This window comes from Pedobacter yonginensis (genome assembly GCF_003173595.1).
Lineage (GTDB): Bacteria > Bacteroidota > Bacteroidia > Sphingobacteriales > Sphingobacteriaceae > Pedobacter > Pedobacter yonginense.
Window position 1 is genome coordinate 588,665 of sequence record NZ_QGNZ01000004.1, and the last position, 14,669, is coordinate 603,333.

Genomic DNA, 14,669 nt, shown 5'->3' on the forward strand with positions numbered 1-14,669 from the left:
AAAAATTACAAGTTCTTGCCGAGTTTTTCCAGCATCTCTGGCGGAATGTTATGCGTATCTACAACCAGAAATCCATCCAAACAATCAGAAAATTTAGGATCGATATTAAATGAGATAATTTTTGCATTTAAGTTCATATACTGTCTTAACAATACTGGAATCTTAATGTGTGAGTTTTCAATATCGCCAATAATGCTATCCAAATCTTTAAACGATTCGCTACTGTCAACCAAGGTATCTGTAGAGATTGGCAATAAATCTGCCTTGAATTTATTTTTTGGTTTTACATATTTCGCCATCTCATAATCGAAATGGTTTTTGGTAATGTAATCTACAATTAAGGCCTTACTGAATTTAGAAAAGTTGTTGCTAATACTCACCGGACCAAACATGTAACGATATTGAGGATTGTCTATCAAGTATTTCAAAATCCCTTTCCAGAGTAAAAACAAGGGAAGAGGTTTACCTTGATATTCTTTTCTAATCCACGATCGGCCGAGTTCAATGCCCTGTCTTAACATCGGATAAAACTGATCTTTCATCTTAAACAATTCGGAAAGATAGAAACCCCTTCTGCCCATGCTCTCTAAAATTTCGTCGCCTTTACCAATACGATAGGCACCTACAATGTTTTCAAGTTCCTTATCCCAAATAAACAAGTGGTTGTAGTAGATGTCGTAATTGTCAAGGTCGATTTTTTTATTCGTTCCTTCGCCAACCTCTCTAAAAGTAATCTCTCTTAACCTACCAATTTCTCTTAAGGTGTTTGGAATTTTTAAGGTCGGCACGATATACACTTCGTAGTTTTTCTCAGTCCAAACCTTAAAGTCTTCTAGAGTCTGCACCTCTTGTTTAATCAGTTCTCTAGAGGTTTCTTCAATAATTTCGGCAGGTTTTTTCTTAATTTTAAATAAGTTTAATGGATTAAAAAGCTTTTTCTCCTTATCCAAGCCAATGCCTAATGCATAGGTACGCGCACGCAGAAAGTCCATTAACTTATTAGTACTGTTCATGTGCGAAATTTCTGAAATCGAAATTGGTTTCCCGATTCTTACTTGTATGGTAAGCCCTTGTTTGTTCAAAAATTCTGAAGGCAGTTTTGCCGTGCGTAACGTTGGGTGTATAAAACTTAAAATGTTAAAGAAAACGCCATTGTTGCCATGGAAATAAATAGGTACTACCGGAACCTTTGCTTTGGCAATCAGCTTTCCAACAACAGGATGCCACATTCTATCGGTAACCTGTTGTGCATCCAATTTAAAAGTAGAAACTTCGCCAGCAGGGAAAATACCAATCGGTGTGCCACTCCTTAATAAATCGAAAGTCGTTTTTAAACCGCTAATGCTCGATGAATGCTGCACATTTTCGAACGGATTAACGGCCACAAAAAATTCATCAAGATTTGGGATTTTCTTTAAAATAAAGTTAACCATGACCTTGGCATCAGGCCTAACGGTACATAAAAGCTTTACAAGTGCCAAACCTTCCACACCACCGTATGGGTGGTTTGCAATGGCTATAAATGGCCCTGTTTTTGGAATGCTATTCAAATCTTCCTCATCAAAATCTATAGAAACACCAATGGTTTCTAAAATTTTATCTACGAATTCTAGGCCCTTAAAATGCTGATTTTGAGAGAACACATCGTTGATGTCATTCAGTTTCATCAGCTCCATCATCAAACCTGCTAATCCAGGCACACCAAGTTTATCAATCTTTGTCGCCTTAGCAAATTCTGAGGTCGTAATGATCTTCATATAAAATATCTGTTAGGATGTTGATTTGCCAAACCCATTGAGTTTTGCAATCCCAAAAATAAGATTTATATTTATAATACACGTGTCATATCGCATCAATGAGAATTTGGCTTAACAAACATTTTGGCTTCACCAAAGGAGAATTTAACGGATTGCTCCTCCTAATCATCATCATATTTGCTTTAAAAGCTACACCATTTATTTACGAACAATTCCATACAGCAGAAAAAGATGATCTAAATCTACTGGCGAAAATTCAGAAATTAGAGATTTCTGATCAGAATGATTTTCATTATGCCAGAGAGAGAATAGAAGAACTTGAGGCCACAAAAGAAACCAGGCTCTTTGCTTTCGATCCCAATACCATTGATGTTGAAGGATGGCAAACCCTAGGTTTATCTGTAAAACAGGCAAGTTCCATTGTAAATTATCGCAATAAAGGAGGCAAGTTTTATAAAGCGGAAGATTTACAGAAAATGTATACCATTTCGCCAGATATGTACCAAAAGCTTTTGCCTTATGTTCATATTGAGAATCAAACATCAAATTATTCAAGCCATGCGCTCAAGTATGAAAAGAAAGAATATGCCAAAAAAGCTTTGGTTATTGTGGATGTGAATACCGCAGATTCTGCCCAACTGGATGAAGTTAAAGGAATTGGTGGCGCCTTTGCCAACCGAATTTTAAAATATCGTGAACGGTTAGGTGGTTTCTACAAAAAAGAACAACTGATGGAGGTTTACGGAATAGATTCGATAAAATATGCAGAAATCAAAAATCAAATCTCCCTAAGCCCAGTAAAGCTTAAAACCATTAACCTAAATACGGCAGTATTTAACGATTTGAAATCTAATCCATATCTATCCTACAAACAAATCAATGCCATTATTCAGTTCCGAAAACAACATGGTACCTTTTCTAGTCCAAGTGATTTGAAAAAAATTGCCATTCTCAATCAACAGATTATTGATAAAATTTCTCCTTACATCACTTTTTAAGTTTTCATCAACCTCACCCGAGCAAAAATGATGCGGACTGTCCCATTAAATGATTAAAAAAATAAAAAAACTTTCTCTTTGATATTTCAAGCTTTCAAATTAATCGAATAACTAATTGAACCAAATACCATTTCATTCTACAATTGCACAAATATTTAATGGTAACTAACTATCAAATAAATGTTTATAATTGCCTCAACTAGCTTAAAATATATACTTAATGAGCGTCAGCTTTAACTTTTCAGAAACAGAAACTCAGCAGAGTGTAAAGGCCATGGTCCGCGATTTTGCAGAGAAAAACATTCGTCCAAATATTATGGAATGGGATGAGGCACAGCATTTCCCGGTAGAATTGTTTAAACAATTGGGGGAGTTGGGCTTAATGGGGGTATTGGTACCCGAAGAATATGGTGGCTCAGGTTTGGGCTATCAAGAATATGTAGATGTAATTGTAGAAGTTGCCAGAGTTTGTGGTTCAATCGGTTTATCGTTAGCGGCACATAACTCTTTGTGTACAGGCCATATTTTAGCCTTCGGAAACGAAGCGCAAAAACAAAAGTGGTTACCGAAGCTGGCCAGCGCAGAATGGATTGGCGCATGGGGTTTAACCGAAGCCAACACCGGTTCTGATGCATTAAGAATGATGACCACAGCGGTAGAAGATGGCGATGACTACATTATAAATGGCGCAAAAAATTGGATTACCCACGGTAAAAGTGGCGATATTGCCGTTGTGATGGTTAGAACTGGAGAACAAGGAAGTTCGAAAGGAATCTCCGCTATCGTTGTAGAACGTGGTACGCCCGGTTTCTCAGCAGGCAAGAAAGAAAATAAATTGGGCATGCGGGCATCAGAAACCACAGAGATGATTTTTGACAATTGTAGAGTTCCCAAAGCCAATGTATTGGGCAATGTGGGCGAAGGCTTTAAGCAGGCCATGAAGGTTTTGGATGGTGGAAGGATATCTATTGCTGCATTGGCACTAGGAATTGCAAAAGGTGCTTTTGATGCTGCGGTAGCATACTCAAAACAGCGTCAGCAGTTTGGGCAACCCATTTCTAGCTTTCAAGCCATTAGTTTTAAATTGGCAGATATGGCCACAGAAATTGAAGCCGCCGAGTTGTTGATTCGGCAAGCCGCAGATTTGAAGAACAGGCATTTGCCAATGACAAAAGAATCTGCCATGGCAAAATATTTTGCTTCAGAGGTTTCGGTTAGGGTAGCAACCGAAGCCGTGCAAATTTTTGGCGGTTATGGCTATACCAAAGATTTTCCGGTAGAGAAATTTTACCGCGACAGTAAATTATGTACAATAGGAGAGGGAACTTCCGAAATTCAGAAGATTGTAATCGCCAGAGAAATATTAATTTAAGTACCAAGCTTAGAACCAAAGCGAGTCTTAATTAGGAAACAACAAACCAAATAAATATTTATGAGTAATCCGGTAGGTATATTCACCTCCGGATTTTTTTTGGAAAAAATGGTGAAAGATGCGTGTAATTCTACCCTTCACCCTTTACCATCTAAACATGTAATAAAGGCGATTTACTCCTGAAAGAACCGCTCTGGTCATTAGGATTATTTGTTTCGTGTAAATCCCTGTTTATGTGGCAGAACGAAAACACAATTTCCACCACATATGTGCATTAACTTACAACATTGATTCCCTAACCCAATTATTTTGGTAAATCCTTAGAAGTAAGAATACTGTCAACTACATAAACACTAAATCCCCTCCAAGGCAATGAGTGCTTGTATTCCTTATAGTGAAGTTCAAAAAATTGCCCGCTATTGGCCATCATCTTTTCAGCAATGGCTTTATCTGATATTGAAAATTCAAACTCATTGTTTTGTAGGGTTCCAGTTTGCTTCGATCTAATCCCACTTTGAATTAGTTTCCCTTCGTAGGTTTTAAATAGATAGCCCTTTTTAACCACGTAATTTAGTTCGCCAGCTTTAACACCTTCTCCAAAAACAAAGAAATATCGGTAGTAAGAAATGGCAGCAACAAGTAATATAACCAATACCGCGATGATAGAAAATACTTTTTTACCTTTTGTCATAAATCAAATCTTATAGTTAAATGAATTGAAACTGAATAATAAAGCAATTAACAGATCAATTAAATTTTCATCAACTTATACAATATATCGACTTGTTTGTTTTTCGATTTCTTCCTTATTTATTATTTCTTTTAAAAACGTTTCTCATTTTCAATAATTTACTTACATTTGCAACCCCGATAATAAGGGATTTAAAAACCACGAGAGGAGGTATTTCAGCGTTATGATCATTATTAACATTAAAGACGGCGAATCATTAGATAAAGCCCTAAAACGTTTCAAGAAAAAGTTTGAAAAAACTGGTGTATTGAGAGAACTTCGTAGTCGCCAAGCATACGAGAAAAAATCCGTAGCTCGTCGTACAGAAATTAAACATGCTGTTTATATTCAAAACATGAATCAAGATCCAACTGTATAAGTTGTTCAAGATATATTTATAAAGCCTTCAGATTTTTTCTGGAGGCTTTTTTCGTTTTAGAGTAATTTGAAAAAATAATCAAACAATTCATTAATGATTTCTTTATATCAAAACAATTTGTAACTTCATATTAAGGCACCACAAAATATACTGAATGTTGGTAACAAGTTTTATTACATATTTAACTCACGAGAAGCGCTACTCTCCGCATACCATCACTTCTTATCAAACAGATTTAGATCAGTTTGAGGCATATATCAAGCATACATTCGAACTAAGTTTTCAGGAAATCAAGCATACGCATCTTCGCAGTTTTATGGTTCATTTAATGGAAAACAAAACCTCTGAGAACAGCATTAGCAGAAAAATATCTGCGTTAAGAAGCTTTTATAAGTTTTTATTAAGGTCAGAGAAAATCAGTCAGAACCCAACTGTATTAATCAAAGTACCAAAAATACCAAAACGCCTTCCGGTTTTTGTAGATGCTCAAAAAATGGATCATCTATTAGATTCAGATCAGTATTTCGATGATAGCTTTCCTTCGGTTAGAGATCATCTTATTATCGAGTTGTTGTTTGGAACGGGTATGCGCTTAGCCGAATTGCTGCAATTAGAAGAGCAAGATCTAGATTTATACTCAGGAACAATTAAAGTTTTGGGCAAAAGGAATAAAGAAAGAATTATACCCATAAATAAACAGCTTATTAATCAGTTAAATACCTATCTCGAGTTAAAAAAGTTGCAACAATTTGATAACAATTCCTTAATATTAATCGTTACAAACACTGGAGCAGCAGCTTATCCTAAATTGATATATCGTGTGGTAACTACGTACTTAAAACATGTGTCAACCAATGATAGAAAAAGCCCCCATGTGCTACGCCATAGCTATGCAACAACACTGCTTAACGCAGGGGCCGATCTAAATGCCATTAAAGAGCTTTTGGGTCATGCAAGCTTGGCAGCCACACAAGTTTACACGCATAACTCAATCGAAAGATTAAAAACAATTTATAAACAAGCCCATCCAAAGGCGTAAAAAAAGGAGGAAAAATGAAAATCGGAGTTCAATCAATCCACTTCAATGCAGATAGTAAGTTGTTAGATTTTATACAGAAGAAGGCAAACAAGCTAGATCAGTTTTTTGACCAGATTATCAGTGGAGAAGTTTATCTAAAATTAGAGAATGTAGAAAACGAAGCCAACAAAATTAGTGAGATTAAACTCATTGTTCCGGGTGGCACCCTCTTCGCAAAAGAGCAATGTAAATCATTTGAAGAGGCCACAGATTTGGCAATTGAATCTTTAAGGAAGCAAATAACGAAACATAAGGATAAAACACGTGCGAAATTAAGTGAGCATAAAGCAATTTTAAGCGAAAGCGAAACAACTGATTATTAAGCACCTATTCTTTTATTGAATAAATATTGAGTTAGCGAACTGAAAAGTTCGCTAATTTTTTTTCAAATTTATTTTGAAGTGAAATATAATTGTGTAGATTTGCATTCCCTTTCGGAAACGGTATTAAGGCACAAAGAAAAGGTTAGTTCTGTGAATAGATAAAAGTTTTAAAAAACACGTTAATAATATGAAAAATGAAGATTTTTCGTATCATTGCAGAAAATTTAAAGCCTCCTTAGCTCAGCTGGTAGAGCAACTGACTTGTAATCAGTAGGTCATTGGTTCGATTCCGATAGGAGGCTCTTTTTATTTTAAAGTGTTTATATTTTGAAATAAAAGTAGGGGGGATTCCAGAGCGGCCAAATGGGACAGACTGTAACTCTGTTATCGCAAGATTTCGAAGGTTCGAATCCTTCTCCCCCCACCATCTAAAATGAATGAATGATAGATTGGAGAGTGAGCGTAAGCATTCGATCATTTTAAAATCAATCCTTCAATTGTTTAGAGAAAAGCGGAAGTAGCTCAGTTGGTAGAGCGATAGCCTTCCAAGCTATAGGTCGCGAGTTCGAACCTCGTCTTCCGCTCTTGAATGTTCATTAATGAATTGGTTCATTAGTTCTTAAAAACGTTGAGCTAGCGAATGATTGAATAATGAGCTTTTAAAAAGCCGACTTAGCTCAGCGGTAGAGCACTTCCTTGGTAAGGAAGAGGTCGTGGGTTCAATTCCCATAGTTGGCTCAGGATAATAAAGCTTTGTTAAATCTGTTTAAGTTACAGAGAGGACAAGGTTTTTTGTGTTGCATTGCAATAAAACAATTAATAAAAAATAATAAAAAGTTAACCTACTAATTAGTTATAAATAAAATGGCAAAAGAAAAATTTGACCGTAGTAAACCGCACTTAAACATCGGTACAATCGGTCACGTCGATCACGGTAAAACAACTTTAACAGCAGCTATTACAAAAGTTTTAGCTGATGCAGGTTTATCTGAGGCACGTTCATTCGATTCAATTGACTCAGCTCCTGAGGAAAAAGAAAGAGGTATTACAATTAATACTGCGCACGTTGAGTATTCAACTGCAAACCGTCACTACGCACACGTAGATTGTCCAGGTCACGCGGATTATGTTAAAAACATGGTTACAGGTGCGGCTCAAATGGATGGTGCTATTATCGTTGTTGCTGCTACTGATGGTCCAATGCCACAAACTCGTGAGCACATCTTGTTAGCTCGTCAGGTTGGTGTACCTTCATTGGTTGTATTCATGAACAAAGTGGATATGGTTGATGATCCTGAATTATTAGAATTAGTAGAAATGGAAGTTCGTGAATTATTATCGTTCTACGATTTCCCTGGTGATGATATTCCTGTTATTCAAGGTTCTGCTTTAGGTGGTTTGAACGGAGATGCTAAATGGGTAGCAAAAATTATGGAATTAATGGATGCTGTAGATAGCTACATTCCAATTCCTCCACGTTTAACTGATCTTCCATTCTTAATGCCTGTTGAAGATGTATTCTCGATCACTGGTCGTGGTACTGTAGCAACTGGTCGTATTGAGCGTGGTGTAATCAACTCTGGAGATCCAGTTGAAATCTTAGGTATGGGTGCTGAGAACTTAAAATCTACAGTTACTGGTGTTGAGATGTTCCGTAAGATCTTAGATTATGGTGAAGCAGGTGATAACGTAGGTTTATTGTTACGTGGTATTGAGAAAACTGATATCCGTCGTGGTATGGTAATTTGTAAACCAGGTTCAGTAACTCCTCACACAGATTTCAAAGCTGAGATCTATGTATTATCAAAAGCAGAAGGTGGTCGTCACACTCCATTCTTCAACAAATACCGTCCACAATTCTATTTCCGTACTACAGACGTAACTGGTGAGATTACACTAGCTGAAGGAACTGAAATGGTAATGCCAGGTGATAACGTTACGATCACAGTAAAATTGATCAACGCAATCGCAATGGAAAAAGGTTTACGTTTCGCTATCCGTGAGGGTGGTAGAACAGTAGGTGCTGGTCAGGTAACTGAAATTTTAAAATAAATTGCTAACCCTTCGGGGATTAGAAATACTGAAAGCAAGGTGCTTGAGATCAACTTAAGTACTTTGCTTTCTAATTACGGGAATAGTTCAATGGTAGAATAGAGGTCTCCAAAACCTTTGATCAGGGTTCGAATCCTTGTTCCCGTGCTTAAAATAATGATTGAATTAGCGGATGTTTTAATTATTGAATGTACTTTGCATTCTGTCATTCACTAACTAAATCATTCAATTCATTAGATATGGCTAAAGTAGTTGAGTTTATAAAAGAATCATACGATGAAATGACCAATAAGGTTACATGGCCTACTTGGGGTGAACTGCAAAGTTCTGCGATTCTTGTTTTAGTAGCTTCTTTAATTATTGCATTGGTTATTTTTGCAATGGATAAAGGTTCTACATTTGTGTTAGATACTTTCTATAAATCACTTTCTAATTAATATTTCCTGATGAGCGATCTAAAATGGTATGTTGTAAGGGCTGTAAGCGGTAAAGAGAAGAAAGTAAAACAGTATATTGATGCTGAGATCAGCCGTTTAGGTTACTCTCATTTGGTACCTCAGGTGTTAATACCGATGGAAAAATATTACCAAATGAAAGATGGTAAAAAAATTGCCAAAGAAAGAAACTTTTATCCTGGATATGTTTTAGTAGAAACCACACTTGATGGTGAGTTAGAACACATCATTAAGGGAATCAATAGTGTTATTGGTTTCTTGGGCGATAAGGCAGGTAACCCAATTCCAATGCGTCAAGCAGAAGTTAACCGTATTTTAGGTGTGGTTGATGAAATGAGCGAACAAGGCGAAACCATGAATGTGCCTTATTATGTTGGAGAAGGCATCAAAGTAATGGACGGTCCTTTCAACGGTTTCTCCGGCGTAATTGAAGAAGTTAACGAAGAGAAGAAAAAATTAAAAGTTATGGTTAAGATTTTCGGACGTAAAACGCCACTAGAACTTAACTATATGCAAGTGGAAAAAGAATAAGCAATTCATAAATTATTAAGAAAGCTCAGAATTTATTCTGGGCTTTTTTTATGCCTTTTTTTTGCTAAAATTTTGTGATATATTGGTCTAATATCTTTGCATAAGCGAAACTGCAAAAAAAAAATCATCCCCCATTTTATTGTAACCATTAAAATAAAAATAAGGGATGACGAACAATCTATTTAACAGGAACCAACGTAGGGTTTCTTTGCTATTTCTAGGTATTGCTCTTTTGCTGTTTCAATATGCATGTAAAAAGGATAGCTCAAAGCAAAGTGATGTGGAATTGATCCAACAAGCAAAGATTTGGTTTGATAGACAACCTCCAGTCACTTACAGCCCAGATTGGGATAGCGCCACCGTTACTCGTTTAAACAATCGGAATTTTGTTATCTTGCCTTCGAATCTATCTATATCAGAAAGTGAAATTATTACACAATCCTATTTGGTCGTGGATATTTCTTTAAAAGAAACCAAAGGTAATCTAATTGAACTTTTCAATAACTCAAGTTTTGATGTTGGAAATACAAAAGAGCAGATTATTAGTAATTACTTGTTTTACTTTGATAAGGTATCTTTACCAAGAGATTTAGATTTCAATATTATGGTTTTCGATATTGATCATAAGTTTATCAAAGGTAGCAATATCATTAAAGGAAGATTTAAAAACGAACTCAACCTCGTAAAGTTTAAAGATTTGAAATCTCAAATGTTGATGAGAGGAGGAGATGAAGTTGGTTTTGGTAAACAACAATGTACTGATTGGTATCTTGTAACAAGAATTAATGGAATTGAAATTAGTTCCACATACTTATATACAACATGCACTGGTGGTGGCGGTGGCGGGGGGAATGGTAAAGGAAATAGAGTTTCGAAGCAAAAGGAAATTATAAATAATATTAGTGATCCATGTTTAAAGAACACCATAACAGAAGCCCTCGCCACTAATAAGGATGTAAAGGGTTTTTTGAGTGAAATTATAAATAAGTTTTCAGGCAACGATGTGGGAGTTAGGGTAATTCTTTACAATGGAGACATAGCTAAACCAGCTAAAACAGACCCTTCGTTTGGATCAGATGGGAGGTTCACAGCAGCAATTACCTTCCAAAATGGATTCTATGATGACGTAAGTAAGGAGGCTGTTGTGGCGGCTTTAATCCACGAGTTTGTGCACGCCTATCTCGTACAAACAAACAATAATTATAGGGCTTTACCTGCCAGTGAACAACATAATTATCTTTTTGCCAATTTTGTGAAAGATATTGCTAATTACCTAAAGAGTAAGTATAACATGCCCAAGGCTGATGCTTGGGGCTTAGCTTGGTCTGGTATGGGTGATGTGATCAACAAAGCCGATGATAATACATCATTTCCAACTGAGCCAGGTGAAACAATGACGAAATCTGAATTAGCGACTAATATGGCACCATATAAATATATTGATAAAAATGCGGGAGCAAAAGGAACCCCAAACTGCCCAACTAAATAGCCTATGAGATACTTACTCACAATAATCATCATTGCAACCAGTTTAACAATATGTTTTGCGCAAAGTGAATTAAACTCAAAAGAGATTAATCAAAAGATTGAAGGATTTTTAATATCAAATGAGGCGAGTATTCCGAATAAACAAAAACTTAAAGATAGTGTGGACTTTTATTCTTTTGCCATTGAAATTTGTGTGAAATTGAAAGGTAAGAATACCATCATTGATAAAATTAGTGTCAATGATAGCATAGCTTACGTACTTTACAAAGATTTTAATTTCTTAAGATCAATCAATTTTACCAGCGTTATGGGCGGCAAAAAGCAAGCCGTTATAGTTGTACCTGTAGGAATAATAATAGCTTATGTTAATCATCCAGTTTCGAAGGTACCCATGTTGGAGGCTGAAGATTTACAGAACAAAATTGTAAAAATGTTCAATTACGATTACAGAAATAAAGATAAGCATACAAATGATTTCATTTATCTGAATCCTATTGTGAGTTTAACTGGCACTAAAACTTATGATTAAAATCAAAATATGCTAGATATAAACATTCGACCAATAATACTGGAAGATATATCCTCTTATAAAAAAATCATAATTGTCTTATTACTTTCAATTGTATCGAACGTTCAGTTTGTTTCTGGCCAGAAGGTCGATTTATCTAAACAGAACGTTAAAATTGGACTTGGGCTTACAGATGCTTATATAAGCAATCCCTTTATTAAAAAGGCATTCATATTTTCTATAAGTGTATCTCTTGATAAATAAGGGAAGAAAGACGTTATTTATTTTTCTAAAACAGAAGATATAGAACTGAGCAAGGCCATGGATGTAGATCAAATAACAAAATCAGTTAAGGTTGAAAGAATATTTTTTAGCCGTTATGAAACTGTGTAGTTATTATACCGGTTATGGCCTTAAATCTAAATGATCAATATATAAGCAATCAACAGTCATTATTGCGTGAATGGGGTGGGCTATTTCCGAATCTACATCAATTCAAAAATAAGCGTATTATATTATGCAAGCCTGTAAGATTCTGGTTTGACACGGATGTTGATTAAAAAGATTTGGTTAAAATGTTGCAGACTATAATGGAATATTCCATGGAGAAAATGAAGGATACCTCAATCAGTCAGCGTTTAACTTGTAAATATTAACGTATATCATGAAATACAAAATAACTTTTGTTTTAATTTTTAACTTTTTCAGTCTAAGCATTTTGGCTCAAGTTAAGAATAGTGCTATGCCATTAGAAAGGTTTTTTAAATCTAACGCAGATAGTACAATCATAATTCATTACGAGAGCAACTGGGGGATTAAACCCACATATTTTATACTCAGTAAAAAGGGCGATACCATTAATACCTATACGTATATTACCCATATGAAAAGTGATCGGAGAAACGTGTTACCTCATAATCTTGCCTATAGATTATATCAGAATACGCTAGTTGAAGCGGATATTAATCCCTATTTCAATACCAAGTATTTGTCTGCCGATAGCCTCAAGGCATTTTGGAACGAAGTTTCTGTTTTAAAAGCATGGTATATTAACGATGATCAAATTGATGGAGTTGGGTGCGCCGTTGATAAAAACGATTTCAAAAATCAGATTTTTGATGCTTCAAATATAAAGTTAACTTTGATCACCAAAAGAGGCATTAAGCAACTCAGTTTCTATGCGCCACAGTATTATGAAAAAGAAGTTTGTCCAGGTAGAGTAGGCAGACAGGTCATAATCAAAATTGAAAATCTGTTTAATGCCTATTTCAAACAGGAATGGTAAGTAGGTTTTTTAGTCAAAAAAATATTTTGTCTAATCTATTGTATGACTGCAAGATTATTCAAATCTTCGCAGTCATTTTGGTTTTGTAAAAAGTCGCCATTAAAATTAAATGTTACATGTTTCCAATATTTAAAATTGAGTTTTAAATAAGCAAAAAAAACAAAACGGCAAAAGAAGTCAGTGCAATGATCAAATTACAGATCAAAGGCGGAGCGGCACATATGGTGTTGTGAGAGGACAGTAAGTAAATTAATCACTTACTTCCTACTCGGTTTGCTTTAGAAGGTTTTGTACTATATTGGTCTAATATCTTTGCATAAGCGAAACTGCAAAAAAAATCATCCCCCATTTTATTGTAACCATTAAAATAAAAATAAGGGATGACGAACAATCTATTTAACAGAAACCAACGTAGGGTTTCTTTATTATTTCTAGGTATTGCTCTTTTGCTGTTTCAACATGCATGTAAAAAGGATAGCTCAATGCAAAGTGATGTGGAATTGATCCAACAAGCAAAGATTTGGTTTGATAGACAACCTCCAGTCACTTACAGCCCAGATTGGGATAGCGCCACCGTTACTCGTTTAAACAATCGGAATTTTGTTATCTTGCCTTCGAATCTATCTATATCAGAAAGTGAAATTGTTACACAGTCCTATTTGGTTGTGGATATTTCTTTAAAAGAAACCAAAGGTAATCTAATTGAACTTTTCAATAGCTCAAGTTTTGATGTTGGAAATACAAAAGATCAGATTATTAGTAATTACTTGTTTTACTTTGATAAGGTATCTTTACCAAGAGATTTAGACTTCAATATTATGGTTTTCGATATTGATCATAAGTTTATCAAAGGAAGCAATATCATTAAAGGAAGATTTAAAAACGCACTCAACCTCGTAAAGCTTAAAGATTTGAAATCTCAAATGTTGATGAGAGGAGGAGATGAAGTTGGTTTTGGTAAACAACAATGTACTGATTGGTATCTCGTAACAAGAATTAATGGTATGGAGGTTGGTTCAACCTACTTATATACGACCTGCTCTGGTGGAGGCGGTGGAGGTGGAAGTGGAGGTGGTGGTGGAAGCGCTAGTACACGGGATAAAAATGACATTAAGAATAAAACCACGGACCCATGTATTAACTCAACTGTTCAATCTGCATTGGGCGCAAATAAGGATGTTATTGGTATGATAGGGGGAATTATCTCTTTATTTGATGCAAGTAAAAAAGTTCGGTTAAATATTTACGATGGAACAACAGATCACGGTACAGCTGGTCAATATAAAGGTGGTGGATTTGTTGGTAATATATTTCAAGCAAATATAACATTGCAAACTTCCAATTTTAAAAACTCTTCAAAGGAGAGTCTTATTAGTACGTTGATTCATGAATCCGTTCATGCATACATTCATACTTCTGGTAGCAAAATTTTAGAAGGCGATCATGAAACTATTTCAAAACAGTATATTGACCCGATGGCAACATATCTGCACAATTATTTTGGAATGGACATAAAAGATGCATACTCTCTTGCATGGAGTGGCCTTGCTGATTCGAAAGCCTATATCGATGCGAGAAATCCAGATTCATTTATCATGAGCGATGGGAATGTAATTACAAAAGATGAGATTGCGAGCATCGCTGGAGCTTACGCCATAAATGGGGAATATTATGCTGATCAGAAAAAAAGAGGTACACCAATTTGTAATTAAA

At 35.4% G+C, this 14,669-nt stretch carries 14 protein-coding genes and 5 tRNA genes; 17 read left to right on the forward strand and 2 right to left on the reverse strand.

The window, feature by feature from the left end; genetic code table 11:
* Positions 1 to 5 precede the first annotated feature (5 nt).
* Positions 6 to 1,757, reverse strand: a complete 1,752-nt coding sequence (locus DHW03_RS17470; RefSeq protein WP_109927123.1) for a lysophospholipid acyltransferase family protein — start codon at positions 1,755 to 1,757, stop codon at positions 6 to 8.
* A 98-nt stretch (positions 1,758 to 1,855) separates the two neighbouring features.
* Here DHW03_RS17470 and DHW03_RS17475 point away from each other — a divergent pair, with 98 nt between their 5' ends.
* Both DHW03_RS17475 and DHW03_RS17480 read left to right on the forward strand, forming a co-directional pair.
* Positions 1,856 to 2,755: a ComEA family DNA-binding protein gene (locus tag DHW03_RS17475; RefSeq protein WP_109927124.1), complete on the forward strand. Its 900-nt coding sequence runs from the start codon at positions 1,856 to 1,858 to the stop codon at positions 2,753 to 2,755.
* Positions 2,756 to 2,975: 220 nt separating this feature from the next.
* Positions 2,976 to 4,127 (forward strand): acyl-CoA dehydrogenase, encoded by a 1,152-nt coding sequence (locus tag DHW03_RS17480; protein WP_109927125.1) that lies wholly within the window; start codon positions 2,976 to 2,978, stop codon positions 4,125 to 4,127.
* Positions 4,128 to 4,431: 304 nt separating this feature from the next.
* Here the strand turns inward: DHW03_RS17480 and DHW03_RS17485 are convergent, their stop codons facing one another.
* The gene (locus tag DHW03_RS17485) at positions 4,432 to 4,818 is read right to left on the reverse strand and encodes a hypothetical protein (protein ID WP_109927126.1); all 387 of its coding nucleotides are present in this window, start codon (positions 4,816 to 4,818) and stop codon (positions 4,432 to 4,434) included.
* Positions 4,819 to 5,041: 223 nt separating this feature from the next.
* Here DHW03_RS17485 and rpsU point away from each other — a divergent pair, with 223 nt between their 5' ends.
* From rpsU to DHW03_RS17565, 15 genes are all read left to right on the forward strand, one after another.
* Positions 5,042 to 5,236, forward strand: a complete 195-nt coding sequence (rpsU, locus tag DHW03_RS17490; protein WP_109927127.1) for a 30S ribosomal protein S21 — start codon at positions 5,042 to 5,044, stop codon at positions 5,234 to 5,236.
* Between the two features lie 154 nt (positions 5,237 to 5,390).
* On the forward strand, positions 5,391 to 6,275 hold the full coding sequence (locus tag DHW03_RS17495) for a tyrosine-type recombinase/integrase (protein ID WP_109927128.1): 885 nt from the start codon (positions 5,391 to 5,393) through the stop codon (positions 6,273 to 6,275).
* Positions 6,276 to 6,289: 14 nt separating this feature from the next.
* Positions 6,290 to 6,637, forward strand: a complete 348-nt coding sequence (gene hpf, locus DHW03_RS17500) for a ribosome hibernation-promoting factor, HPF/YfiA family (protein WP_109927129.1) — start codon at positions 6,290 to 6,292, stop codon at positions 6,635 to 6,637.
* A 229-nt stretch (positions 6,638 to 6,866) separates the two neighbouring features.
* Positions 6,867 to 6,939: transfer RNA gene (locus DHW03_RS17505), tRNA-Thr, on the forward strand.
* 39 nt (positions 6,940 to 6,978) lie between these two features.
* Positions 6,979 to 7,064 (forward strand) — tRNA-Tyr (locus DHW03_RS17510).
* A gap of 84 nt (positions 7,065 to 7,148) precedes the next feature.
* Positions 7,149 to 7,221, forward strand: a tRNA-Gly gene (locus DHW03_RS17515).
* 82 nt (positions 7,222 to 7,303) lie between these two features.
* Positions 7,304 to 7,375 (forward strand) — tRNA-Thr (locus tag DHW03_RS17520).
* Between the two features lie 126 nt (positions 7,376 to 7,501).
* Entirely contained in the window at positions 7,502 to 8,689 is a 1,188-nt protein-coding gene (tuf, locus tag DHW03_RS17525) for an elongation factor Tu (protein ID WP_109927130.1), read from the forward strand.
* 76 nt (positions 8,690 to 8,765) lie between these two features.
* Positions 8,766 to 8,836, forward strand: a tRNA-Trp gene (locus DHW03_RS17530).
* Positions 8,837 to 8,928: 92 nt separating this feature from the next.
* Entirely contained in the window at positions 8,929 to 9,126 is a 198-nt protein-coding gene (gene secE / locus DHW03_RS17535) for a preprotein translocase subunit SecE (RefSeq protein ID WP_025143264.1), read from the forward strand.
* A 9-nt stretch (positions 9,127 to 9,135) separates the two neighbouring features.
* Entirely contained in the window at positions 9,136 to 9,675 is a 540-nt protein-coding gene (gene nusG, locus DHW03_RS17540) for a transcription termination/antitermination protein NusG (protein WP_109927131.1), read from the forward strand.
* Positions 9,676 to 9,883: 208 nt separating this feature from the next.
* On the forward strand, positions 9,884 to 11,164 hold the full coding sequence (locus tag DHW03_RS17545; RefSeq protein WP_133248551.1) for a hypothetical protein: 1,281 nt from the start codon (positions 9,884 to 9,886) through the stop codon (positions 11,162 to 11,164).
* A gap of 3 nt (positions 11,165 to 11,167) precedes the next feature.
* Positions 11,168 to 11,692 carry a hypothetical protein gene (locus DHW03_RS17550; protein WP_109927133.1) on the forward strand — a complete coding sequence of 175 codons (525 nt, stop codon included), beginning with the start codon at positions 11,168 to 11,170 and terminating at the stop codon, positions 11,690 to 11,692.
* A 643-nt stretch (positions 11,693 to 12,335) separates the two neighbouring features.
* Positions 12,336 to 12,956 (forward strand): hypothetical protein, encoded by a 621-nt coding sequence (locus DHW03_RS17560; RefSeq protein WP_109927135.1) that lies wholly within the window; start codon positions 12,336 to 12,338, stop codon positions 12,954 to 12,956.
* A 380-nt stretch (positions 12,957 to 13,336) separates the two neighbouring features.
* Complete coding sequence (locus tag DHW03_RS17565; RefSeq protein ID WP_133248552.1) at positions 13,337 to 14,668, forward strand: hypothetical protein; 1,332 nt, start codon at positions 13,337 to 13,339, stop codon at positions 14,666 to 14,668.
* Position 14,669 lies beyond the last annotated feature (1 nt).